Annotated in this window: 15 protein-coding genes; 3 read left to right on the top strand and 12 right to left on the bottom strand. The window is 71.4% G+C overall.

The genetic code is table 11. The features are described from left to right. Positions 1 to 507 precede the first annotated feature (507 nt). Together VGC13_RS29840 and VGC13_RS29835 are read left to right on the top strand one after the other, a co-directional pair. Positions 508 to 870, top strand: coding sequence for a mannan-binding lectin (locus VGC13_RS29840; protein WP_331128994.1), 363 nt, complete (start codon positions 508 to 510; stop codon positions 868 to 870). A gap of 225 nt (positions 871 to 1095) precedes the next feature. After that, positions 1096 to 2016 carry a hypothetical protein gene (locus tag VGC13_RS29835; protein ID WP_331128993.1) on the top strand — a complete coding sequence of 307 codons (921 nt, stop codon included), beginning with the start codon at positions 1096 to 1098 and terminating at the stop codon, positions 2014 to 2016. A 359-nt stretch (positions 2017 to 2375) separates the two neighbouring features. Here VGC13_RS29835 and VGC13_RS29830 read toward each other — a convergent pair whose 3' ends face one another. The 12 genes from VGC13_RS29830 to VGC13_RS29775 form a co-directional block, all read right to left on the bottom strand. After that, entirely contained in the window at positions 2376 to 3449 is a 1074-nt protein-coding gene (locus tag VGC13_RS29830; protein ID WP_331128992.1) for a CgeB family protein, read from the bottom strand. Then, positions 3446 to 4528: a CgeB family protein gene (locus VGC13_RS29825; RefSeq protein ID WP_331128991.1), complete on the bottom strand. Its 1083-nt coding sequence runs from the start codon at positions 4526 to 4528 to the stop codon at positions 3446 to 3448. Before VGC13_RS29825 ends, VGC13_RS29830 begins: the two co-directional genes overlap by 4 nt. Then, complete coding sequence (locus tag VGC13_RS29820) at positions 4519 to 5721, bottom strand: CgeB family protein (protein WP_331128990.1); 1203 nt, start codon at positions 5719 to 5721, stop codon at positions 4519 to 4521. Before VGC13_RS29820 ends, VGC13_RS29825 begins: the two co-directional genes overlap by 10 nt. Before the next feature lie 1180 nt (positions 5722 to 6901). Continuing rightward, positions 6902 to 8014, bottom strand: a complete 1113-nt coding sequence (locus tag VGC13_RS29815; protein WP_331128989.1) for a glycosyltransferase family 4 protein — start codon at positions 8012 to 8014, stop codon at positions 6902 to 6904. Beyond that, the gene (locus tag VGC13_RS29810) at positions 8011 to 8973 is read right to left on the bottom strand and encodes a Gfo/Idh/MocA family oxidoreductase (protein ID WP_349264268.1); all 963 of its coding nucleotides are present in this window, start codon (positions 8971 to 8973) and stop codon (positions 8011 to 8013) included. Before VGC13_RS29810 ends, VGC13_RS29815 begins: the two co-directional genes overlap by 4 nt. A 595-nt stretch (positions 8974 to 9568) precedes the next feature. After that, positions 9569 to 10567: an MDR/zinc-dependent alcohol dehydrogenase-like family protein gene (locus VGC13_RS29805; protein WP_331128987.1), complete on the bottom strand. Its 999-nt coding sequence runs from the start codon at positions 10565 to 10567 to the stop codon at positions 9569 to 9571. Positions 10568 to 11023: 456 nt separating this feature from the next. Further along, on the bottom strand, positions 11024 to 12115 hold the full coding sequence (locus VGC13_RS29800; protein WP_331128986.1) for a GDP-mannose 4,6-dehydratase: 1092 nt from the start codon (positions 12113 to 12115) through the stop codon (positions 11024 to 11026). An 11-nt stretch (positions 12116 to 12126) separates the two neighbouring features. Next, a complete protein-coding gene (locus VGC13_RS29795; protein ID WP_331128985.1) occupies positions 12127 to 13254 on the bottom strand; it encodes an NAD-dependent epimerase/dehydratase family protein in 1128 nt (375 codons plus the stop codon). Positions 13255 to 13605: 351 nt separating this feature from the next. Beyond that, the gene (locus VGC13_RS29790) at positions 13606 to 13884 is read right to left on the bottom strand and encodes a hypothetical protein (RefSeq protein WP_331128984.1); all 279 of its coding nucleotides are present in this window, start codon (positions 13882 to 13884) and stop codon (positions 13606 to 13608) included. An 836-nt stretch (positions 13885 to 14720) separates the two neighbouring features. Then, entirely contained in the window at positions 14721 to 16163 is a 1443-nt protein-coding gene (locus VGC13_RS29785; protein ID WP_331128983.1) for an MBL fold metallo-hydrolase, read from the bottom strand. Between the two features lie 144 nt (positions 16164 to 16307). Continuing rightward, positions 16308 to 17489 carry a VCBS repeat-containing protein gene (locus VGC13_RS29780; protein ID WP_331128982.1) on the bottom strand — a complete coding sequence of 394 codons (1182 nt, stop codon included), beginning with the start codon at positions 17487 to 17489 and terminating at the stop codon, positions 16308 to 16310. A gap of 437 nt (positions 17490 to 17926) precedes the next feature. Next, on the bottom strand, positions 17927 to 18814 hold the full coding sequence (locus VGC13_RS29775; RefSeq protein WP_331128981.1) for a GNAT family N-acetyltransferase: 888 nt from the start codon (positions 18812 to 18814) through the stop codon (positions 17927 to 17929). Positions 18815 to 19002: 188 nt separating this feature from the next. Here VGC13_RS29775 and VGC13_RS29770 point away from each other — a divergent pair, with 188 nt between their 5' ends. Continuing rightward, positions 19003 to 23004 (top strand): amino acid adenylation domain-containing protein, encoded by a 4002-nt coding sequence (locus VGC13_RS29770; RefSeq protein ID WP_331128980.1) that lies wholly within the window; start codon positions 19003 to 19005, stop codon positions 23002 to 23004. The last annotated feature ends 283 nt before the right edge of the window (positions 23005 to 23287 follow it).

The following is a 23287-nucleotide window of genomic DNA, read 5'->3' as shown; positions in this document are numbered from 1 at the left end:
CCCCTGTCCCCTGTCCCCTGTCCCCTGTCCCCTGTCCCCTGTCCCCTGTCCCCTGTCCCCTGTCCCCTATTCCCTATTCCCTATTCCCTATTCCCTATTCCCTATTCCCTATTCCCTATTCCCTATTCCCTATTCCCTGTCCCTATTCCCTATTCCCTATTCCCTAATTCCCTGTCCCCCCGCCCCTTCCCTATCAAGGCAGCATTTACAACCTGTTACACCAGAGCGTTACACCTGCCCGCCAGCGTGCACCCCTCCCAATGCAAAAATCCTCGTCGCCACCCCAGGAGCAAAACTGACAAACCGATGCATCACAGGCACTTACACGCAGCGGAGGAACGCGTCTCGTCGTCCGCCGAGTGTGGGAACGGGCCGTGCCTAAGAGGGGCCCGTCACGGTCGGAGACGGGGATGCTTCTCCCGGCAACCACGCTGACATCCACCCGCACAACGAGGTGCGGGAATGGACGGGCCAAAGCCCTAGAACATCATGCAAGGAGTCAGGACCATGAGCGCTTCATTCACCGTGAGCATTCCCGCGGGCCCCATCTGGAGCAACGACGACGCCCAGACCAAGGCGCCCATCGTCGCCGCGGCGCACGGCGGGAAGTGGAACGGCCAGTGGCGGACGGTGGTCGAGTCGGTGATGAGCACCGTCGACGTCGAGTTCCCGGCGCCCGCCAACGGCAGCGGCGGCACCAGCTTCACGATGGACGTGCCGGCGGGGCCGATCTGGAACAACGAGGACGCCCAGACCAAGGGTCCGATCGTCGCGGCCAGCTACAACGGCACGTGGAACGGCCAGTGGACGACCACCGTCGAGGGCGCGATGAGCGTCATCGGCGTCACGTTCAACTGGCCGTCCGCGTAAAGCGTTGGCACGCCCTCCGGCGCGGCGGCAGAAAGGCCGACCGGGGAGCGGATGCGTGGCACGTGCCGGGCGCGACGCCCGGCACGTGCCATGTTCGTAAGAACCGGTACATGAGCCCGGTGGCATGGATGCCCTGCCGGCGCGAACCCTCGGCGGCGCAGGCATGGCTGGCAGTCAGAAGATCGCGTTCTCCAACAACACCCCCCAGAAAGGATGATCCCCACGATGGCCAACCCTCGCGTCGCACTCTACGGAAGCGGGCTCTTCAACCAGACGGACCCCTCGCCGCCATATGCGGAGCAGATCACCCAGCTCACGACGGGAGGCTTCACCACCGTCCTGCTGTGGTCCATCCACGTCCACGCGAACGGCGACTTCTACTACAACGACACGCTGATGGTGAGCGGGGGCGTGCTGCAGCTGGGCTCCGACTTCACCGACAACGTCAACGCCCTCGTGGCGGGCGGCGTAAAGGAGATCCTGCTGTCGGTGGGCGCATGGGGGACCACGGACGACTTCGTGAACCTGCAGGCAACGTGGAACACGGCCGGCGCCAGCAACCTCAAGGCGCTCATGGCGGCCTTCCCCGTGACCGCCGTGGACTTCGACTACGAGTCGCAGACGGGCTACACGCCCCCGGAGGCGGCGATGATCGTGGATCTCACCCTCAAGGTGAGCAGCCTGGGCGTGGGCGTTACCTATTGCCCCTACATGGACGTTCCGTTCTGGACGCAGTGCCTTCAGCAGTCGTACCAGCAGAACGGGAACGTGCAGCCCGTGCTCTGGATGAACTTGCAGTGCTACGCCGGCGGCGCGAACAACCACCCCGCTCACTGGGTCACCGCGGTCGGAAACGCGAACGCGGGAATCGCCGACGCCGGCGCGTTCGTCGTCCCCGGCTACTGGGTGGCCGGCGGCGAGGGCACCACGTGCCCGGCGCAGCTCCAGACCATCTTTGAAGGGTTCCAGGGGACCGGCATCAACGGCGGCTTCCTGTGGAACAGCGGCGACCTGTTCCAGTACGAGAGCTCCAGCAGCTCGCCCTGCCAGGGCGGCTCCACGTACCCGGCGGACTACGCCAACGCCATCGTGAACGGTCTCAAGGCCGGTTCCGCGGCCCCGGTGGCCGCGACGGCGACGGCGTAGCGCAGGGTTCGTGCAGCCGCGGCCCGGTCCACCGGGCGGCGGCGCTCGGGGTTAATGCGAATCCGGATAAACTGCCGTCATTCCACGCGACAACCCGGCCTCACGCAGAGACGCCGCGGAGAACGGATCTCCGTCGTTTCTCTCTGCGTCTCTGCGTGAGGCAATTCATTTTTGCGGATTTGATGGAAGGGGCCTGAGAACGAGGGAGCCCGCCGGCTGGTCCGGCGAGCTCCCTCTGTCCGTTCCGCCGCGCTCGTGGGACGTCCTACGTGCCACGCGGCGTGCGCGCGTCCCGGTGCAGGCCGTTCCCGAGCATCCTGCCCAGGCAGCAGCCTCGAGGCGGTTCCTGCCCGCGGAAATCAGACCGACGCTTCGGCCCCCACCAGCGCCTCCAGCTCTTCCGCGCGATGTTCCGCCGTGTGCTCGGCCAGGATCCGCTCGCGCGCCGCGAGCCCGATGGCGCGGCGCACGTCGTCCGGCGTGGTGCGCAGGATGTCGATCACCTCGTCGGTGCTCTCCGGCAGCAGGATCTCCGTGCCGGGGGTGAAGAAGTGCTCGATGCCCGGCCAGCGGTCGCTGATCATGGCCGCGCCGCAGGCGGCGGCCTCGAACAGGCGCACGCTGGGCGACCAGCCGGCCTGCACCATGTCGGCGCGGGTGGCGTTCAGCTGCCAGCGGGCGCTGCTGTAGAAGGTGGCGTGCAGCGACGGCGGCAGGTGCGGGTTCAGCAGCACGTTCCCCGGCCAGCGGATGTCGTCCGGGTACTGCGGGCCAGCCACGTAGAACTTCCTGTCCGGCATCCGCCGCGCCGGCTCCATCAGGAACCGCTCCAGCACCGGCTGCCGGTCGGGCGCGTACGTCCCCATGTACGCCAGGTCGCTCACCAGCAGCGGATCGACCTCCACGGGATGGTAGCGATCGACATCCACCGAGCAGTACAGCGGCCGGGCCTCGCGCGCGCCCAGCTCGCCCTCCAGCACCTCGTGCAGAAACGGCCCGCCCGTGAACGACAGGTAGCGCGTGAACAGCGGCACCTGGTCCGGCCGCAGGTACTCCGCCCCGCCATTCCGCAGCGCCGCCACCGTCACCGGCGTGTCGATGTCGTAAAAGAACAGCGGATCCACCCCCGCCTCCGCCAGGTCGTCGATCACCCGCGGCCCGTCCTTGACGTACGAGCCCACCAGCGTCGCGTCCGCGTCCTTCGCCTCCGCGATCGCCGCCGCGGCGACGTTCGACCACTCGTCGTACAGCTTGAGCGTGACGTAGCCGGGGGCCGCCAGGTCGCGGTTGCCGCTGTACCAGGGAGCGTCCCACTCGTAGAACACCACCTCGTGGCCGCGCGCGGCAAAGGCGCGCAGCAGGGCGCGGTAGGTGGTCGCGTGCCCGTTCCCCCAGCTGCTGCTGATGGTCAGGCCGAAGACGACGAGCTTCATGCGGCCTCCACGGGTGCGGCGCGCAGGATGGCGTCCATCTGCCGCGCGCGCTGGGTGTAGGTGTGGTCCGCCAGCGCCCGCGCGCGCCCCGCCTGGCCGATACGCCGCGCGCGCTCGTCATCCACCGAACGCACCAGCTGCGCCACCTCCTCGGCGCTGGCGGCGACCAGGATCTCCTCGCCGGGGGCAAAGAAGTCCTCGATCCCCTGCCACGCGTCCGTCACCTGGCAGCTGGCCGCGCCGGCCGCCTCGAACATGCGCGTGGCGGGGCTCCACCCGTTCTGCACCATGCTGTCGCGGTGGATGTTCAGCACCAGCCGCGCGCTGGCGTTCACCGCGTTGTGGCGGCCGGTGGGAACGTGGCCCAGGTACGTGACGTTGGCGGGCATGTCCGTCTTCCATCCCCACCCTTCGCCGCCCAGCAGGAACCGGTGCTCCGGGCAGAGCGCGGCGGCGCGGAAAAAGAACTCCTCCACGCGCGCCTCGCGGTCCGGCAGGCGGTTGCCCATGAAGAGGATGTCGTACTCGGTCGCGACCCCTTCGACGGGCCGGTGCTCGTCCGGGTCTAGCGCGTTGTAGATGGGCGTGCACGCCTTTGCGCCCCAGCGCTCGTACTCCTGGACGACGGGCGGACCGCCGCCGTAGGTGAAGACCTGGTCGTACTGGGGGATGTGCAGCCGGAACGGGTCCGCCGGATCCGCGGCGATGCGGCCCAGGGTGGCGGGGGCGTCCACGTCAAGGAACGCCGTCATCGCCCGGCCGCCGGCGCGCTCGGCCACCGCCTCTTCCAGCTCCGCGTCCCACACGCCCACGCCGCTGCACTTGATCACCCAGTCGCTCTCCGCGAACGCCTGCTCCACCAGCGCGTCGCGCTCCGCCTCCGTCGTGTAGACGATGACGCGGGCGTAGCCGGGGTCCTCGGCGAGATCGCGGTTCTTCTGCCGGTCGTACGCGTCGGGCTCGCAGAAGGTGATGGTGTGCCCAAGCCCGTGCAGCGCGCGGATGAGCCCGCGGTAGTACGTGGCGGCGCCGTTCCAGTACGACGAAACCAGCGACGAGCCAAAGAACGTCAGGTGCATGCCGCCTCCGAAGATGCAAGTGGATCAGTCTGCGTTTGCAGGCTATTCCCTGTTCCCTGTTCCCTGTTCCCTCCACCGAGGCCTCCCGCCGCGCCGAGGCTTCCGAGCTCCAGGATGATGCCGAGAAGCTGCTCGGCCCGGTGCCCGCAGGTGTGGCGCGCCAGGATGGTCTCCAGCCCCACCGCCGCCTGCTCCGCCGCCGCGTCCTCGTCCGTGGCCAGGCGGTGCAGCGCCTGCCACATCGCCTCGGGCGAATCCACCGAAACGTAGTCCCCCGGCCGGAACAGGTTCTCCGAGTCCAGCCATGGCGCGCTGACGAGCGGGATGCCGCACGCCAGCGCCTCGAAGACGCGGATGGTGGGAATTCCCCGCAGCGCCTGCACGTACGCGCGCCGCGGCACGTGCAGCGTCACCCGGCTGCGCGCGAACTCGGCGGGGACGGTGAGCGAGGGCGCCCAGCCGCGGAACTCCACGCCGGCGTCCGCCAGCTCGGCCAGCGCGTAGTCGGGGTAGCGGACGCCGTGGGCCGCGAACGACAGCTCGGGAAAGCGCCGCGCGGCGCCCAGCCAGTAGTCGCGCAGTTCCTGCGTGCGCTCCTCGTCGCCCCAGTTGCCGATCCAGATGACGTCGGTGGACTTGGGAAGATCGAGGGGCCTGAAGCGCTCCACGTCCGCCGCCTCGTGGAAGGTCCACGCGCGCTCCACGCCGAAGCGCTCGCGGTACACGTCGCGCAGCACGTCGCCAAAGGCCAGCACGCCGTCGTACGCCGGCAGGTCGAAGCGGGCGATGGCTTCGGGCTGGCTCCACGGGCGGTGGTGCGTGTCGTGGAACAGGCAGAGGCCGCCGTTGGCGCGCACCAGCGGCGGAATGGCGTTCACCACGTGCGGATCGTTCCACTCGTGCACCAGCACCACGTCCGCGCCCGCCAAGGCCTCGGTGAGATCGTCCGTGAGCGACGGCGACCGCGGGTCGTAGCTGCGGACGTCGATCTCCGGGTACGCGCGGGCGAACTCCACGATGGGCCCCACGCCGTGGTCGCGCAGCAGGTTCTCCACGCTCCAGGCGCCGCGCGGCTCGTAACTCACCACGCCGTGCCCCATCCGCGTCAGCGCGCTCATCAGCCCGCGGACGAAGTGCGCGTTGCCGTGGTTCCAGTCGCTGACCGCGCTGTGGACAAAGAAGACGAACTTCATCGGCAGGGCCCTCCGTCCGGGTGCGAACCCAAGGATGCCGGCGCGTACCCATCCTGGAGCGAATGAATTCGCCGCGGGAAACGCGCGAAATCCGCCTGCGCGGATTGTGGCCGCGAGATCCCGGCGCGGCGACGGGTTACGAGCAGCAGAGAGTAGATTCCTCGGTCGCGCACAGGCGATTGCGAACCAGACAGACCGGCGCGGCGCTCCCTCGGAATGACAGATTTGCGCGGCGGGGCATGTGTCACCGCGTGATACCGGAGGCCGCGCAGCCCCGCGCGGTCCTGGAGCGAATGAATTCGCCGCTGGAAAGGCGCAAAATCCGCCTGCGCGGATTGTGGCCGCGAGATCCCGGCGCGGCGGCGCGTTACGAGCAGCAGAGAGTAGATTCCTCGGTCGCGCGCAGGCGATTGCGTACCAGACAGACCGGCGCGGCGCTCCCTCGGAATGACAGATTTACGCGCCGGGGCATGTGTCACCGCGCGAGACCGTCGGCCACGCAGCCCCGCGCGGTCCTGGAGCGAATGAATTCGCCGCTGGAAAGGCGCAAAATCCGCCTGCGCGGATTGTGGCCGCGAGATCCCGGCGCGGCGACGGGTTACGAGCAGCAGAGAGTAGATTCCTCGGTCGCGCACAGGCGATTGCGAACCAGACAGGCCGGCGCGGCGCTCCCTCGGAATGACAGATTTGCGCGGCGGGGCATGTGTCACCGCGCGATGCCAGCGGCCACACAGCCCCGCGCAGTTTGCGGGGCTTCCCGCGGTTCCAGCCGCGGGTTCACCCGCCCGGGACGAGGCCAGTGCGAAGCCCCTCGGAATGACAGATTTGCGCGCCGGGGCATGTGTCACCGCGCGATACCGTCGGCCGCGCAGCCCCGCGCGGTTTGCGGGGCTTCCCGCAGTCCCAGCCGCGGGTTCACCCGCCCGGGACGAGGCCAGACGCGAACGCGACGAGGCCGCCGCCCACGCATCCAGGGGCGAATGAATTCGCGGCTGGGAAAACGCGATGTCCGCCTGCGCGGACGGGTGCGGTGGCATCGGCGCGTGCGGCGCGTTGCCGCAATGTTCGCGGTTGAAGCCCCGCGCGGTTTGCGGGGCTTTCCGCGGTTGTTGCGGCGAATTCATTCGCTCCCGCGGGCGGACGGCAGGTTGCCGGCTCGAAGCCGGCCGATCATGGACGATCATCGCGCGACCGCCTCCGCGCGGTGCGTGTGGCGGACGTGGTTGCGCGTCATCTGGTGGTAAAGGTCGATGTAGTCGGATGCCATGCGCTTCGCCGTGTAGCGCCGCAGGGCGCGGGTGGCGGCGGCGCGGGCCAGGCGCTCGCGGCGCACGGGATCGTCGCAGACGCGGCGGATGGCGGCGGCGAGCGCGGCCGCGTCGCCGCTGGGAAAGAACTCCGCGCAGCCGTCCCACAGCTCGCGAAAGGTGCCGATGTCGCTGAGCACCAGCGCGCACCCGTGCAGCGCGGCCTCCAGCGGCGCCAGGCCGAATGGCTCGTAGCGGCTGGGCGCCACGTAGATGGCGGCGCGGCGCATCCACTCATCCACCTGCGCGCGCTCCACCCGCCCGTGCGCGGTCACGTGCCGCACGCTGAACGACTCGCCGTGCGGCGCCACCGTCTCGCCGATCACGTGGATGTCGGGCGCGTCGTCGCCCATCAGCCGCGCCGCGTCGTCCAGCAGGTCCACGCCCTTGCCGCGGTCCCACAGCCGGCCCACGCTCAGCACCAGCCCCCGCTCGCGCGGCCGCGGCTGTTCGTCATCGAACTGGATGCCGTTGTGGATGACGCGCGTGACCTCCATCCCGTAGTACCGCTGGACCAGGCCCGCCTGGTACGCCGTGGGGGTGACGATGGCGTCCGCCGCGTTCAGCCCGGCGCGCAGCCAGCCCGCGTAGGCCGCCCAGTCGTCCGCGGGCGCCTCGGTGCCGTGCACGTGCGGAAACCAGCTGATCACGTCGCTGTGCACCGCCACCAGCACCGGCGCCGCGAAGTCCGCCGCGGCGTAGGCGATCTGGTTCAGGTGGACCACGTCGGCGCTCCACACCTCCGCGAGGCCGCGCAGCCACTCGGCCGCGGCGCGCACGTCGTCGGCGGCGTCCTGCATCCACTCCAGCCGGTACGCGCGCCACACCACCTGCACCCCGGTGGGGAGCGCCGCAAGCCGCTCGTCGCGCGGCTCGCCGATCACGGCCACCAGCACCTCGTGGCCGGCCGCGTCCAGCTCGCGGGCCAGCGTGACCGTGTGGTCCCACACCCCGCCGACCGTGTCGGTGGTGAGCAGGACCTTCATCGGCCGTAGATGCGGTCCAGGACGGCGGCCACGTCGGCCAGCCGCTCGGCGGCGGGGTCGAAGCGCGCGCCCTCGCTCAGCCGGCGCGCCCAGTCCGCCGCGGCGCGCCCGCCCCACTCGTCGGGCGGCGAGGCCAGCGTCTCGCGCGACGTGCCGTGGTACGCCTCCGCGGTAAAGTCGTAGAACGAGCCGTTCACGTTCCGGAGCGCCGCACCGCCGCCCGTGCCGTAGAACGAGGCGCCGATCACCGCGTCCTGCCCCGCGCTCACCTTCCACGAGCACGCCAGGTCCACCGCCGTCCCGCCCGCCAGGTCCACGCGCGCCGTCGCGTAGTCTTCGCAGCGGTCCGCGTCCGCCCCCAGCGCCTCGCCGCCGGCGAACAGCTTCGACGTCACCCCCTCCACCGCGGGAAAGTCCAGCGCCCACAGCGCCAGGTCCACCAGGTGGACGCCCAGGTCCATCACGCACCCGCCGCCGGAGAGCGCGGGGTCGTAGAACCAGGGCTTGTCGGGCCCGTACGCGTTGTGAAACACGAGATCGACCGCGTACACCTTCCCCAGCTCGCCCCCCGCGATGCGCTCGCGGATGGCGCGCATCCCCTCGGTGAAGCGGTAGGAAAGGTCGACGGCCAGCAGCCGGTCCGCCGCGCGCGCCGCATCCACCACCCGACGCACCTCATCCGCCGTGCGGCCCAGCGGCTTCTGGCAGAAGACGGCGGCGCCGGATTCCAGCGCGCGGATGGACTGCTCCGCGTGCATGGCGCTGGGCGTGGCGATGACGATGCCGTCCAGCCCCAGCGCCAGCAGCCCCTCCAGCCCGTCCGCCACCTGCGCGTCGGGCGCCGCCTCCCGCGCCGCCGCGATCATCTCCGCCGACGTGTCCGCCACCGCCGCGATGCGCCCGAAGCCGGACTTTGCGATGGCCTCCATGCGGTGCCGCCCGATCCAGCCCACGCCCAGGAACCCGAGTGCGGGAGTGCGTGAGTGCGTGAGTGCGGGAGTGGATTCCGCCTCGGGGGATGCGGCCGGTGCTTGGGTCAGGACGTCGGTCACGAGCTTTTTCCTCTGGTGTACTTGGACGGTGCTTCTACAATGCTGCGCGGGCTGCGCCCCGTGGTGCGGGCGATCGCTCGCGGTGCTTCGAACTACATCGGTCTGCGCCGGCGGGGTGCCCCTCCCCCGGCCCCTCCCCGTTCGTTCCTCACGGAGAGGGGAGAATTCGATCCCGCTTCGGACAGTCCAAACTGCGTCCGAAGCACCCTCCCCCTCGTTCCTCGCGGAGAGGGGAGAATTCGATCCTGCTTCGAAAAGTCTGTCGGGCGCGTCACCCTCCCGCCGTTTGCGGGGAGGGCCGGGGAGGGGGGCGCCTGCGGACGCAGACCGATCCCCTCGCAACGCCCGATCCCCTGCCCCACCCAACCTCCCCCGGCAGTTTCGGGGGAGGTGCGAGCCTAGGCGAGCGGAGGGGGCGCCGCGGGTCGCATCAAACTCGCCCTCCCCTCCGGTCCAACCACTCCCGCACTAACGCACTAACGCACTCCCGCACTCCCGCAACTCACGCACTCCGGTCCATCATCACCAGCGCCTTCAGGAACCCGTCCGGACGGTCGCGGGTGTCGTTGAGCGCCTGGTCCAGCTGGTCCAGCGGGTACGTGTGCGTGTACAGCGGCGTGGGATCCAGCCGGCCGCTGGCGACCGCGTCCACCGCCATGCGGATGCCTTCGATGTAGACCTCGGGGTCGCGCTCGTGGGCGTTGATCACGTCCAGGCCGCGCCAGTTCCACATCTGCATGTTCACCTGCCGCGGGCCGTCCTGGTGGTAGCCGGCGATGACCAGCCGCCCACGCTCCTTCGTGATCTCCGCCGCCAGGTCCAGCGGCCACTGCTTGCCTACCGCCTCGATCACCCGGTCCGCCAGCACGCCGCCGGTGAGCTCCTTCACCTTTTCGATGATGGCCCAGTGGTCGTCCATGGCGATGGTCTCATCGGCGCCCATCTCCCGCGCGATGTCGAGCGAGAACGGGCGGCGGCTGATGGCGATGACCCGCGCGCCGGCGTCCTTGGCCAGCCGCGTCAGCAGCGCGCCCAGGAAGCCGATGCCCACGATGGCCACCGTCTGCCCCGGCTGGATGTCGCTGCGGCGAAAGATGTTCATCGCGCACCCCAGCGGCTCGCCGGGAAACGGCCGGCCCTCCAGCGACGCCGGCAGCTTGACCGTCGCCGACGCATCCGCCAGGTCGTACTCGGCGTAGGCGCTGTACGAAAGCGCGGCCACGCGGTCGCCCACGGTGAAGCCGGTGACGCCCTCGCCCACGGCGTCCACCACGCCCCACCCCTCGTGCCCCAGCGCGCCGGGCTCGGTGGGGTACGTCATCCACTCCGCCCCGCCCCACGGCGTAAGGTTGGACGCGCACACGCCGCACCCCTCCAGGCGAATGCGCACCTGCCCCGGCCCGGGCTCGGGGAGCGCGACCTCGTCCAGCGAAATCTCACCGGGCGCCGCCAGACGGACGGCGCGCATGGTGTCGGTAGCCGTCAGTGTATCGGACGTCATTCCGGAACAGTGCCCAGGTTCAAGTGCCAAGTGCCAAGTACCACGCCCGACGCACCAGGACGTGGCGATCAAAATCACGCTGCGTCCGCCGGGGTGCCCCTCCCCCGGCCCCTCCCCGTTCGTTCCTCACGGAGAGGGGAGAATTCGATCCCGCTCCGGACGCCGTTTCGCGCCACCCCTCCCCCGCGGTTTGGGGGAGGGGTCGACCGCCGTCGCGAGGAACGAGCGAAAGCCGGTCGGGGGAGAGGGCCCGCGGCGCCCGAAATCACGCTGCGTCCGCCGGGGTGCCCCTCCCCCGGCCCCTCCCCGCTCGTTCCTCACGGAGAGGGGAGAATTCGATCCCGCTTCGGACGCCGTTTCGCGCCACCCCTCCCCCGCAGTTTGGGGGAGGGGTCCACCGCCGTCGCGAGGAACGAGCGAAAGGCCGGTCGGGGAGAGGGCCCGCGACGACCGTTTTCAGTCCGCGCCGACGGCCTCGGCCAGCGGCTCGCGCACGGACGCGGCGCCGCGCGCAAGCACGGGCGACTCCAGGTCCGCCTCGCGCAGCCAGTCCACCAGCTTCTCCAGGCCCGCCTTCCACGACGTGCGCGGCTTCCAGTCCAGCACGCGCTGGATCTTCGCCGTGTCGCTGACGTAGATGCGCTGGTCGCCCGGGCGCCAGTCGGCGGTGTGGACGGGGACGGAGCGGCCGGTCACGTCCCGCAGCCGGTCGATCACGCCGCGCACCGTCACCGCGTTGGGCGCGCCGCCGCCCACGTTGAACACCTGGCCCGCCACCGTGTCGATGCGGTCCATGGCCCGGCGCATGGCGTCCACCAGGTCGTCGATCCACAGGATGTCGCGCACCTGGAAGCCGTCGCCGTAGATGGTGATGGGCTCCCGCCCGTACAGCGCCCGCCCGAAGTGCGCCACCCACCCCTGGTCTTCGGTGCCGAACTGGCGGGTGCCGTAGATGCAGCTCATCCGGAACACCACGGTGGGCAGGCCGTAGATGCGGGCGTAGTCGTGGACGTACTGGTCCGCCGCGCCCTTGCTGCACCCGTACGGCGAGTGGAAGTCCAGCCGCGCCTCCTCGCTGACCCCCGGCCGCCCGTCGGTGTAGCGGTACGCCTCGTCGGCCAGATCCACCGCCACGTCCTCCATCCCCCCGTACACCTTGTTGGTGCTGGTAAAGAGGACGGGGGGCGGGGTCTTCATGCCGCGCGCGGCCTCGAGCACGTTGAAGGTGCCGATGACGTTGGTCTGCAGGTCGGTGCGCGGGTCGTCGAGCGACGTGGTCACCGCCACCTGCGCGGCCAGGTGAAAGACCTGCTTGCTCTGGCGCACCAGCGGGGTGATGCGCGCGGTGTCGCACACGTCCACCTGCTCCACGCGCACGCGGTCGCCGTGGTTGGCCTGGAGCCACGCCGCGTTCCGGCGCACGCCGTCGCGAGAGAAGTTGTCGGCCACGATCACCCGCTCGCCCTCGCGCAGCAGCGCGTCGGCCAGGTTGCTGCCGACGAACCCGGCGCCGCCGGTGATCAGGATGTGGTCGCCCTTGCCCGTCATCGTCCCCCTCCTCACAGCGTGAGTCCGCGCGCGGCCAGCTCGGCCGCGTGGGTTTCCACATGGTCTTCCGGGCGCTCCTGCTCCTGCAGCCACGCCACCAGCTCCTGCATCCCCTCCTCGAACGTCACCCGCGGCTCGTAGCCCAGCACCTCGCGGGCGAGCGAGATGTCGGCGAAGCAGTGGCGGATGTCGCCCACGCGGTAGCGGTCCACCACCTGCGCCTCGAGGTCGGTCCCCAGCACGCCCGCCAGCGTCTGCGCCACCTCGCGCACGGTGACCGCGCGGCCGGAGCCCACGTTGAAGGCCTTGCCCACGGCCGCCTCTTCCTCCGCCGAAAGAAGGAGCGCCTGCACGATGTCGTGCACCGAGACGAAGTCGCGCTTCTGCTCGCCGTCCTCGAAGACCAGCGGCGGCTGCCCGTTCAGCAGGCGCGCGCTGAAGATGGCCGCCACGCCGGTGTACGGATTCGACAGTGCCTGGCGCGGGCCGTAGATGTTGAAGAAGCGCAGGGCGACGCTGGGAATGCCGTACGCGGCCCCCATCATCAGCACCATCTTTTCCTGGTCGGCCTTGGTGAGCGCGTAGATGGAGGTGGGGTCCAGCGGCTTCCCCTCGTCGGTGGCGGCGGGGGTGAGCACGGTGCCGTCCACGTCGCGCGGCTCCCACTGGTGGTCGCGCAGCTGGTCGGGGGTGCGAAGCGTGCTCAGGGGCTCGCGCCCGTCGGGCCGCACGTAGCGCCCCTCGCCGTAGATGGACATGGACGAGGCGACGACCAGCTTCTGGACGTCGCCGCGGTCGTCCACCAGCGACTGCAGCAGGTGCGCGGTGCCCATCGTGTTGACGGCGGTGTAGTCGGCCACCTGGTACATGCTCTGGCCCACGCCCACGGCGGCGGCCAGGTGGTACACGATGTCGATCTCCCGCAGGCTGCCGCGTACGTCGTCTGCGCTGCGCATGTCGCCCTGGATGAACTCGGCGTCCGCGGGGACCCACGCGGGCCTGCGCCGGCCGGGGCCGTGCACCTGCGGATCGAGGTTGTCCAGGATGCGCACCCGGTCTCCCCGCGCCAGCAGCGCGTCCACCAGGTGGCTGCCCACGAACCCCGCTCCTCCCGTCACCAGCACTCTCCGACCCGCCACTCCGCACCTCCGCCAAAAGCGGTGAATCCCTCTGCCGGCGCCGCGCCGTTCGGCGGCCGCCGCTCCCCCTCACCCACGCTTGTCCCACACCCCGCGGGTGAACGAAGCGCCCACCCGCATGCAACGTCCATTCCGTACGTAACACCAGAGCGCGAAACACTCTCCCTGTTACGTATCGTCCCCAACTACGCCTGTCGGCCCGCACGCAAGCGAGCGCGGGGGACCGGCCACCGATCCCCCGCACCGCGGGATTCTTTTTTTATCCGGTGACGCTCCGCCCGCACCCGCGACGGGTGCAGAGCGCCTCGCCGGCGACTCCGGGCGGCGTACAGCCGCGCGTTCCCGCCATCGTCACGCCTCCACCAGCCCCAGGCGGCCGGCGTACCCGCTTTCCCACCGCTCCATGCGCCCGTTCACCTCGTCCGCGGGAACGCCGGAAACCAGCCGCTGCGCAAGGCGAACGCCCAGGCGCCGCTCCTGCGTGCGCAGGTATTCGGCGTCGCGGCCGGCGTCCAGGTGCTCGGCGGCTTCCATTTCCAGGGCAAACGCAAGCCGGTCCAGGTCGGTGAAGATGCGACCGCGCAGGTCCATGTCCTGGGGGGCTTCGGCGGGGCTGGGCTGGCTCAGCATGAGGCTCGTGGGGCGGCGCCGCGTCCGGACTGCTTTTTTTCGGAAAACCCGCACCTCGGCGGGGTTTCGCGAAACGTATGTAGATGAAGAAGCAAGCGCCGTGCCGTAAACGTTTGCGGCAATGCGGGCCGGAGCGGTGCCGTACACCCGCGGCCCGCTCTTGGAGGGGCCGCGAAAGCTACGCAAGTTTCGTGTACCTGATTGCACGAAGTGCACGGCCATGCGAGCAGCTGTTACGGAAACGAAAACCACAGCACCAATCCCGCCACGGCGCACCCATCAGCGGCCAAATTCACGGCGCACGCGGCGAGGAGCATCATCCTAGTAGATGAAGATGATGAACGCCAGTTTTCAGTCGTCAGGATTTACAGGGGCAAGAACGGCAGGGCCTGACAGGGAATAGGGAACAGGGAATAGGGAATAGCCGGCAACGGCGGGTCGGGTGCGGCTACGGCTGACCCAGGTTCCCTGAGCAAGGTCTGCGGAGCAGGTGGAACTCACACAGAGTCAACAGAGTTGCGGACGAACGACTCTGCTGACTCTGTGTGAGGCCAATCCCTTTCAGAGGGTGTTACCAGACCTGCCAGCGTGATTGACTTCCTGAGGGAGGCGCCGCCCCGCGACTCGCTTGTACACTGCACCTTCGCGCCGACCGAAGGACCTCGCCAGCAGAACGACGGGGCGGGTCCCGTGCCCTGATCTGGCCCCTGCGCCACCGAGACGAGGTCCTTCGGTCGCGCGCAACCTGTAGTGTGACTTCTGGGTGGACGTGATGCGCTCCCTCAGGAAGTCACCCCTTCGTATGGATGTGAGGCGTAGCAACACCTCTCAGGATTTTACGCCGGCACGGGCTCGCCGGTCTCCACGGGGCGGCCGGCCTGGCTCCAGCCGGCGTAGTCGCCGGCCAGGTGGCGCACGTCCGTAAAGCCGCGCGAGGCCAGCAGCGAGGCGGCCACGCTGGCCCGCCCGCCCGCCTGGCAGTGCACCACCAGCGGGCGGTCGCGCGGCAGCTCGTCCAGCCGCTCGGCCAGGCGCCCCAGCGGCAGGTTGGCGGCGCCGCCCAGGTGGCCCGCGGCGTACTCGGACGAGTTGCGCACGTCCACCAGCTCGGCGCCGCCGGCCAGCACGGCCTCCAGCTCGTCGGGCTGCACGTCGGGCACCTGCCCCGCATCCCCCGACGCCAGTGCCGCGTCGATGGCGGAGGCGGCAAACCAGCCGGCGGCGCGGTCCAGCCCGATCATCGCCAGGTCGCGCGCGACGGCGGCCATCCGCGCGTCGTCCGCGCCCGCCGGGGCGAGCAGGTAGAAGTCGCGGTCGTACGGCAGCACCGAGCCGGCCCAGGTGGTGAAGCTCTTGCCCAGCGGCACGCTGAGCGTTCCCGGCACGTGGCGGCGGGCGAACTCGGGCGCGGGGCGCGCGTCCACCACGGGGGCGCCGGCGCGCAGCACGTCCGCCAGCTCGGCGTCCGCGCGGCGCGGGGGGCGCGGCAGGGCGCCCATCACCCGCGGGCCCTCGCGGTTCATCCGCTTCATCTGGGCAAAGTACATGGGCGGCTCGGGCTGGCCCGCCAGCACGTCGGCCACGAACGCCTCCTCGTCCGTCTCCGCCAGGCCGCGGTTGAACAGCGCCTCGTATCCCAGCGTCGTAGAGGGCACCGCACCCAGCGACTTGCCGCAGGCGCTGCCGGCGCCGTGGCCGGGCCACAGCTGCACCCAGTCGGGGAGCGCCGCCTTGAAGCGGCGCAGGGAGGCGAACAGCTGGCGAGCGCCCTTCTCCATGGTCCCCTGCTGCTGTACGGCGCGCTCCAGCAGGTCCGGCCGCCCCACGGCGCCCACGAACACGAAGTCGCCGGTGAACACGCCCATGGGCCGGTCGGCCGCGGCGGTGTCGGTGACGACGAAGCAAAGGTGCTCGGGGGTGTGCCCGGGCGTGTGCATTACCTCGATGCGCACGTTGCCCACGCGAAACACGTCGCCATCGCGCAGCAGCGTGACGCCGTCTTCCGCGGCGTACGCGTACCGCCACTCCGCGCCGCCCTCGGCGGAAAGCAGCAGCTGCGCGCCGGTGGCGGCCGCCAGCTCGCGCGCGCCCGAGACGAAGTCGGCGTGAATGTGCGTTTCGGTGACGTGGGTAACGCGCAGCCCCTCGCGCTTCGCCGTCTCCGCGTACTGCGCCACGTCGCGGCTGGGGTCGATCACCAGCGCCTCGCCGGTGGCGGCGCAGCCCAGCAGGTAGCTGGCCTGGGCCAGCTGGTCGTCGTAGAAGCGCTGCAGGAACATCGATTCGCCTCGATCGCGAGAAAGGACGCGCGGAAACCGCGGCGCGCACGGCGCATACGGTATCGCACGAAGCGCGCGCGGGCAATCGGCTCCGCATGCGCCTTTCCGTCCCGCCGCGCCGATCGGCGGCGGGACGGGCGCGCGTTACGGGGCCGGGACCCTGCCCTGGTTGCGCAGCAGCCGCACGGTGTCGGTGCCGGTCACCAGCAGGTCGGGCCAGCCGTCCCCGTCCACGTCCGCCACGGCGACGACGCCGGCGGGATCGTCCAGCGCCACCGCCACGGGCGCCGCGAAGGTGCCGTCGCCGCGGCCGGGGAGCAGGGTCAGGCGCGCCGCTTCGGGATGGGTGAGCACGGCGTCCACGCGGCCGTCGCGGTCCAGGTCGGCCAGGTGCAGGTCGCGCGGCTCGGGGACGGGCACCTCGTAAACCGCGGTGTTCGCCGCGCCCCGGCGGACGGTCACGGCGTTGCGGCCGGTGCTCCGGCTGCCGGCGGAGTGCGCCGTCACCAGGTCGGCGCGCCCGTCGCCGTCCAGGTCGCCGCACGCCACGTCGAAGGCGCCGTCGTGCGCGCCGGCGGGGCCCAGCGGCGACAGGGCGCGGGGCGGCTGAAAGGTGGCGTCACCGCGGCCGGCGTACACCAGCACGGGCGCGGCCTCGTCGCCGGTGACGATGGCCACGTCCATCCGCCCGTCGCCGTCCAGGTCGCCCGTGCATACGCCGCCGGAAGCGAACGAGCCCGAGCGGTGCTCCCACGCGCGCTGCAGCCCGCCGGCCCCGCCGCGGAACGCGGTGAGCGTGACGGGCTGGCCGCTGCCGTCGTGCACCGCGGCCGCGTCCGCGCGCCCGTCGCCGTCCCAGTCGCCCGTAAACACGTTGCGGCCGTGGTTCACCAGCCCGTGCGGCACGGCGGCGCCCAGCCCGCCGGGCGCGGACGGCCACAGCCGCATCCCGTTGTCGAAGTGGCCCACGGCCAGCACGTCCGCCCGCCCGTCGCCGGTCACGTCGGCCACGGCGGCGCGGATGGGGTCGGCCAGCCCCTGCAGCACCTGCGCGGGGCCAAAGCCGGCCCCGGCGCCCGGCAGCAGGCGCAGCGTGGGTGACGGGGTGCGCGCCACCACCAGCACGTCCAGCGCGCCGTCACCCGTCAGCTCGCCCGTGGCGATGGAGGTGATTCCCGCGCCGCCGGCGGCGAACGAGGCGGCGGGCGCGAACCCGCCCCACACCTGTGCGGGGGTGCCGGCGGGTCCGTCGCCGGCGCAGGCGGCGGAGAGCGCGGAGCAGACGATCAGCAGGCCCGGACGGCGGGCGAAAACTCGGACAGGCACGATGTGCGAACGTCGGAACGTGGAATGGGCCCTCTTCAGATGCTCCCGCGGGAGCGGCAGATAGCTAACCGCTACGCAGGCTGGGCTGCATGGGTCGATTGACCCCGTTACCGGGGAAAGGCTGGATTCTCCACGGCCAACGACGACATCCGTGATCCCCAACGCGGAAGAACACCCGGCTCCGAAAAGCCTGCCGCTCGCCTGGAGCGCAGTGGTGGCCAATGGTTCCCGAGATCGCGCATCAGGTGGCGCGGACGGCTTGTCCCGATGCCCTGCGGGGAGCATGCGCGGATCCGCATCTCCCCCGAGTCACTTCTATAGAATGTCCCGGTAGAAGGAGCACATCCTGTCTACCAGGCCGGCGGGGGTGGCGAGATGTACGTGGTCAGGTGCGTAGACACGCATGGGAATCAACATTGGCGACGTGAACGCACGAGTCAGCCCTCCTCGCTTCGTGAGCGCGAATAGACGCGGCGGATCTTACGGTCACCAGCCGGAACCTCCTCGATGAACCGCAGCCCCAGCCGGGCCAGCACCGCACGGCCACCATCGTTGCCGGGGTGAGTCAGTGCAAGTACGCGGGGGTACCCCAGTTCCCCAAGCGCCAGGTCGATCATCGCCCGGCTTATCTCTGTGGCATATCCCTCCCGCTGATACGGTGTTGCCAGGACGACGCCGAACTCCACGTCATCTTCGTACCCGGCTGCATTGCACGGAATCAGCCCGGCAAAGCCGATCACGCGACCGTCACTTCGCAAGGAAAGGGTGCCGATGCCGATCGGCTCCTCCCCATCCCCTGCGAAATCATCGTGGATGAACTGCTGGCACGCCTCCGGTGAAGCGAGCGCACCTCCGGCGAAGACGCGCTCCATCACCATCGCATCCATCAGGATCCGGTGGAGCTCCAAATCGTCCGTCTGCTCGCGGGGGCGAAGCACGAGCCGTTCCGTGTAGATCCTTCTCATGATCTCTCCTGGCGTGAGAAAGCAAGTGTGTCGCGCGTGTATCCTCAATACGATGACGGGGAGGAAAAAAGGCAGTCGTTGTTCCTTGTTCCTTCGCGGCAGGACCGGCGTGGCGAGAGCACGCTTCGAATACCGCGGGCTAGATCTGCGTGACGAGGCCGGCGCCCAGGAATCCACGCACACGCCAGCATCCAGCCGGCTGAGCCCGTAGCTCCGCAGCTGGATGCGGCTGACCACGTGGACGCCCACCGCGTCGATGCCGGCGGAAAGCCGGCGGCGGCCCAGGAACGTGAACGCCGTCGCGACCCCGAGCGCCGCCCCGGAGATCATCAGCAGCACGAAAAGCAGGTACAGCAGCATCCCGAATTCGATTCGCGCACGTGAGGTTCTCTCTCGGCAGGTACGCGTGATCCGGACATCTCCGCATACGTAAACGCCCGCCGTATCCATCCGCAACCGAGACGGTTGGAGAATCCCCGCTCCGAGGCTATATCTCTGTCGCCAAACGGCGCCGCGGCACCTCCGCCCGCTCTGCTCTTCCGCACCGCATGTCCGACCTCCAGGACCGGCTCTCCGGACTTTCACCCGTCAAGCGCGCGCTGCTGCAGCGGCTGCGCATGGCCGGCGCGCGCGCGCCGGAGGCGGTCCCGCGCCGGACGGAAAGCGCCGCGCCACTGTCGTGGGAGCAGCGGCGGCTGTGGTTCATGCACCGGCTGGCCCCGGAAGGCGCGGCGTACACCATCCCCGTGGCGCTGCGGCTGACGGGCGCCCTGGACGCGGCGGCGCTGCGGGCGGCGATGGCGCGGCTCGTCGAGCGGCACCAGGCGCTGCGGCTGGCGTTCCGCGAGGTGGATGGCGAGCCGGTGCAGGAGCCCGGCGCGGCGGATCGGATCGGCTTCGAACTCGTGGACGTGCGGGCGGAGGAGGTGGATGCGCGGCTGGCGGAGTTCTTTGGGCGCGGCTTCGACCTGACGCGCGAGCCGCCCTTTCGCGCGGCGCTGATGCGCATGGGCGGCGGCGAGCACGTGCTGGCGTTGGCGCTGCACCACGCCGCCTCGGACGGGGCGTCCACGCCGGTGCTGCTGCGCGAGCTGTCCGCGCTCTACACGGCGCGGGTGGAGGGGCGGGACGCGGACCTTCCCGATCCGCCGCTGCAGCTGCCGGACTACGCGGCGTGGCAGCGCGGGCGCGGGATCGACGCGGCGTCGGTGGAGTGGTGGCGCCGGACGCTGGCCGGCGCGCCGCACGTGCTGGAGGTGCCGCCGGACCATCCGCGCCCGGCGGCGCAGGCGTTCGGGGGAAGCCGAGCGGCGTTCGCGCTGGCGGCGGATGCGTCCGCACGGGTGCGCGCGCTGGCGGCGGGCGAGCAGGCCAGCGTGTTCAGCGTGCTGCTGGCCGCGCTCGCCGTCGTCCTGCACCGCGCCACGGGGGAGGAGGACCTGCTGATCGGCACGGCGGTGGCGAACCGCGGGGTGCCGGGCGCGGAGGCGGCGGTCGGCTTCTTTGCCGGCACGGTGCCGCTGCGGATGCACGTCGACGGTGAAACGACGGTGCGCGAGATGGTGGCGCGGGCGCGGCGGGCGGCGGCGGAGGCGCAGGATCACGCGGGCGTCCCCTTCGACCGCATCGTGGAAGCGGCGGAGGTGCACCGCGACCCCGCCCGCCCGCCGCTGGTGCAGGTGATGATCTCGCTGGATCCCGCGGAGGAGGACGCGCTGGCCATCCCCGGCCTCCATGCCACACGGCTGCCGGTGGATACGGCCGCGTCGCCGTTCGACCTGACCTTCAGCCTGGTCGACGGGCGCGGCGGCATTCGCGGCGAGATCCTGTATCGCACGGACCTGTACGAGCCCGCGACCGTCGCCCGGCTGGCGGACCGGCTCACCGCCGCGTTGCGGGCGTTCGCGGACGATCCGCGGGCGCGCATCATCGACCTTCCCCTGGTCCCGCCCGACGAGCGGCGGACGCTGGCGGCGTGGGCGCGCGGCGCGGAGGCGCGGGCGGACGGGTGCGTCCACCGCCTGTTCGAGGCGCAGGCGCGCGAGACGCCGGACGCGCTGGCCGTCGCCTGGGCGGACCAGGAGGTCTCGTACGCGGAGCTGAACCGGCGCGCCAACCGCATCGCCCACCACCTGGTCGCGCAGGGGATCAGCGCGGAGGGGCGGGTGGGCGTGCTGATGGGGCGCACGCCGGGGCTGGTGGCCGCGCTCCTGGGCGTGTGGAAGGCGGGGGCGGCGTACGTGCCGCTGGACCCGCGCAACCCGCCCGCGCGGCTGGCCGCGATGGTGCGCGCATCCGGCGCCACCGCCGTGCTCGTCGACCGCGCCCACGGGGGACGATTGGCGGACGCCGGGGTGCGGGAGATCGCGATCGAATCCATCCCCGCCGCGCCGGGGACCGCGCACGATCCGGCCGCAGCGGTGCATCCGCACAACCTGGCGTACGTCCTCTTTACCTCCGGCTCCACGGGCGTGCCCAAAGGGGTGGAGGTGGCCCACGGCAGCGTCCACGCGCTGCTGCACGAGGCGCGCGCCCTGCTGGGGCCCGCGGAGCGCGCGGCGATGCTCGGCAGCTGCACCGTCGGCTTCGATCCCTCGGTGCTGGAGATCTTTGGCCCGCTGAGCTGGGGCGGCGCGGTGACGCTGGTGGACGATCCGCTCTCCGATCCGCCGCCCGCGCGTCCGGTGCGCACCGCGTTCCTGGTGCCGAGCGTGGCGGCGGAGCGGCTGGCGGCGGACACGCTGCCGCCCGGCCTCCGCACGCTCATCCTGGGCGGCGAGGCGCTCTCCCCCGCCCTGGCGCGCGCGCTCCACGCGTGGACACCGGCGCTGCGCATCATCAACATCTACGGCCCCACCGAAGCCACGATCTACGCCACGTTCGATGAGGTGCGGCGCGGGGCGGAGCGGGTCGGGATCGGCAAGGCGGTGGCGGGCGGGCGCGCGTACGTGCTGGACGGGCGGATGCGGCCGTGCGGCATCGGCGAGCCGGGCGAGCTGTGGCTGGCGGGATCGGTGCTGGCGCGCGGCTACGCGGGGCGGCCAGGGCTCACCGCGGACCGCTTTCGCCCCGATCCCCTGGGCCCGGCGGGGTTGCGGATGTACCGCACCGGCGACCGCGCGCGCGTCACCGCCGACGGCACGCTGGAGTACCGCGGCCGCGCCGACGCGCAGCTCAAGGTACGCGGCGTCCGCATCGAACCCGGCGAGGTGGAGGCCGTGCTCCGCGCGCATCCGCAGGTCCGCGACGCCGCCGTCGGCGCGCACGGAAGCGGGGAGCGCGCGTCGCTGGCCGCCTGGCTGGTGGCGGAGGATGCGGATCATCCCCCCGCATCCATCGAGCTGCGCGCCTGGCTCCGCGAGCGGCTGCCGGAGGCGATGGTGCCGGCCGCGTTCGTCGTGATGGATGCGCTGCCGCGGACGGCCAGCGGCAAGCTGGACCGCCGCGCCCTTCCCGCGCCGCGTCCCGCCGATCCGGACGATGCGAGCGCGCACGTGGAGCCGCGGACGGAGCTGGAGGAGACGATCGCCGCCGCGTGGCGCGAGGTGCTGGGGGTGCCGCGCGTGGGCGTGCACGACGACTTCTTCGGGCTGGGCGGCAACTCGCTGGTGGCGCTGCGGCTGCTGGCGCGCATCCGCCAGGCGACCGGCGCGGAGGTGCCGGTCGCGGCGCTGCTGCAGGGCCCCACGGTGGAGCGGATGGCGCGCACCGTGGCGGATCGGCGCTCCGGCGTGCGCCTTCCGGTCGTGGCGCTGCAGCCGGAGGGGACGGCGCGCCCGCTGTTCCTCGTCCACGCGGGCGGGGGCCACGTGGCCTGCTATGCGCCGCTGGCCGCGCTGATGGCGCCCGACCAGCCGCTGTACGCGTTCCAGGCGCAGGGGCTGGACGACGGACTGCCGCCGCTGCAGGGAACGGAGGCCATGGCCGCGCACTACCTGCGGGGGCTGCGGCGCGCGCAGCCGCGGGGCCCGTACCGGCTGGGCGGATGGTCGTACGGCGGGATCGCCGCGTTCGAGATGGCGCGGCAGCTCCTTGCCGCGGGAGAAGAGGTGGAGCTGCTGGTGCTGCTGGACACCGGCCGCCCCGAGTCGCGCGGCGACGGGCGGATGGCGCTGGACCACGCCGCCGTGCTGCGCCGCATCCTGACCGACCTCTACGGCTGGGGCCCCACGGGGTCGGTGACGATCGAGGCGCTGCGCCCGCTGACGCCGGAGCAGCAGCTGCAGCTGACGGCGCGCAGGCTGGGGCCGCGGCTGCTGCCTGAGGAGCGGATCGCGGAGGTGGCGGCGCTCACGCGGGTGCGGATGGCCAACCACAACGCGCTGGTGGACTACGTGCCCCAGCCGTACGCCGGGCGCATGACCTACCTGCAGACGCGCGGCTCGGCCGGCCTGGGCAACGCGCAGGAGACGCTGCGGTTCTGGGGGCGGCTGGCGGAGGGGGGATTTGGCGTGCACGAGGTGGCGGGGAACCACGGGACGATGCTGCAGCCGCCGCACGTGCAGTCGGTGGCGGAGGCGCTGCGGCGGGTGCTGGAGGTGAGCGGGTGAAGGGGTGAAGGGGTGAAGGGGTGAAGGGGTGAAGGGGTGAAGGGGTGAAGGGGGTGAGGGGGGTGAGGGTCGGGATTGCGTGCCGCGCCCGCGCCGGAACGCGCCGCCCCGCCCCCCCCCGCCGCGGGCTAAAGCCCGCGGCTGGAAAGGCCATAAGCCCCGCCCTGGGCTCGCGGAGCTCGCCCGGCGGGGCTTCACCTGCTCGCGTCGGCGGGGCCCACACTCCGCCGATCGGGTGGCGCGTTCGAAATGGAAGCCCGGTTCGGCGAGTGCAACGAGCCGA

Origin of the sequence: Longimicrobium sp., assembly GCF_036399255.1 — a bacterium.
GTDB lineage: Bacteria > Gemmatimonadota > Gemmatimonadetes > Longimicrobiales > Longimicrobiaceae > Longimicrobium.
Note: the sequence above shows the minus strand (reverse complement) of the source record. Positions and strands in the feature narration are given on the sequence as shown.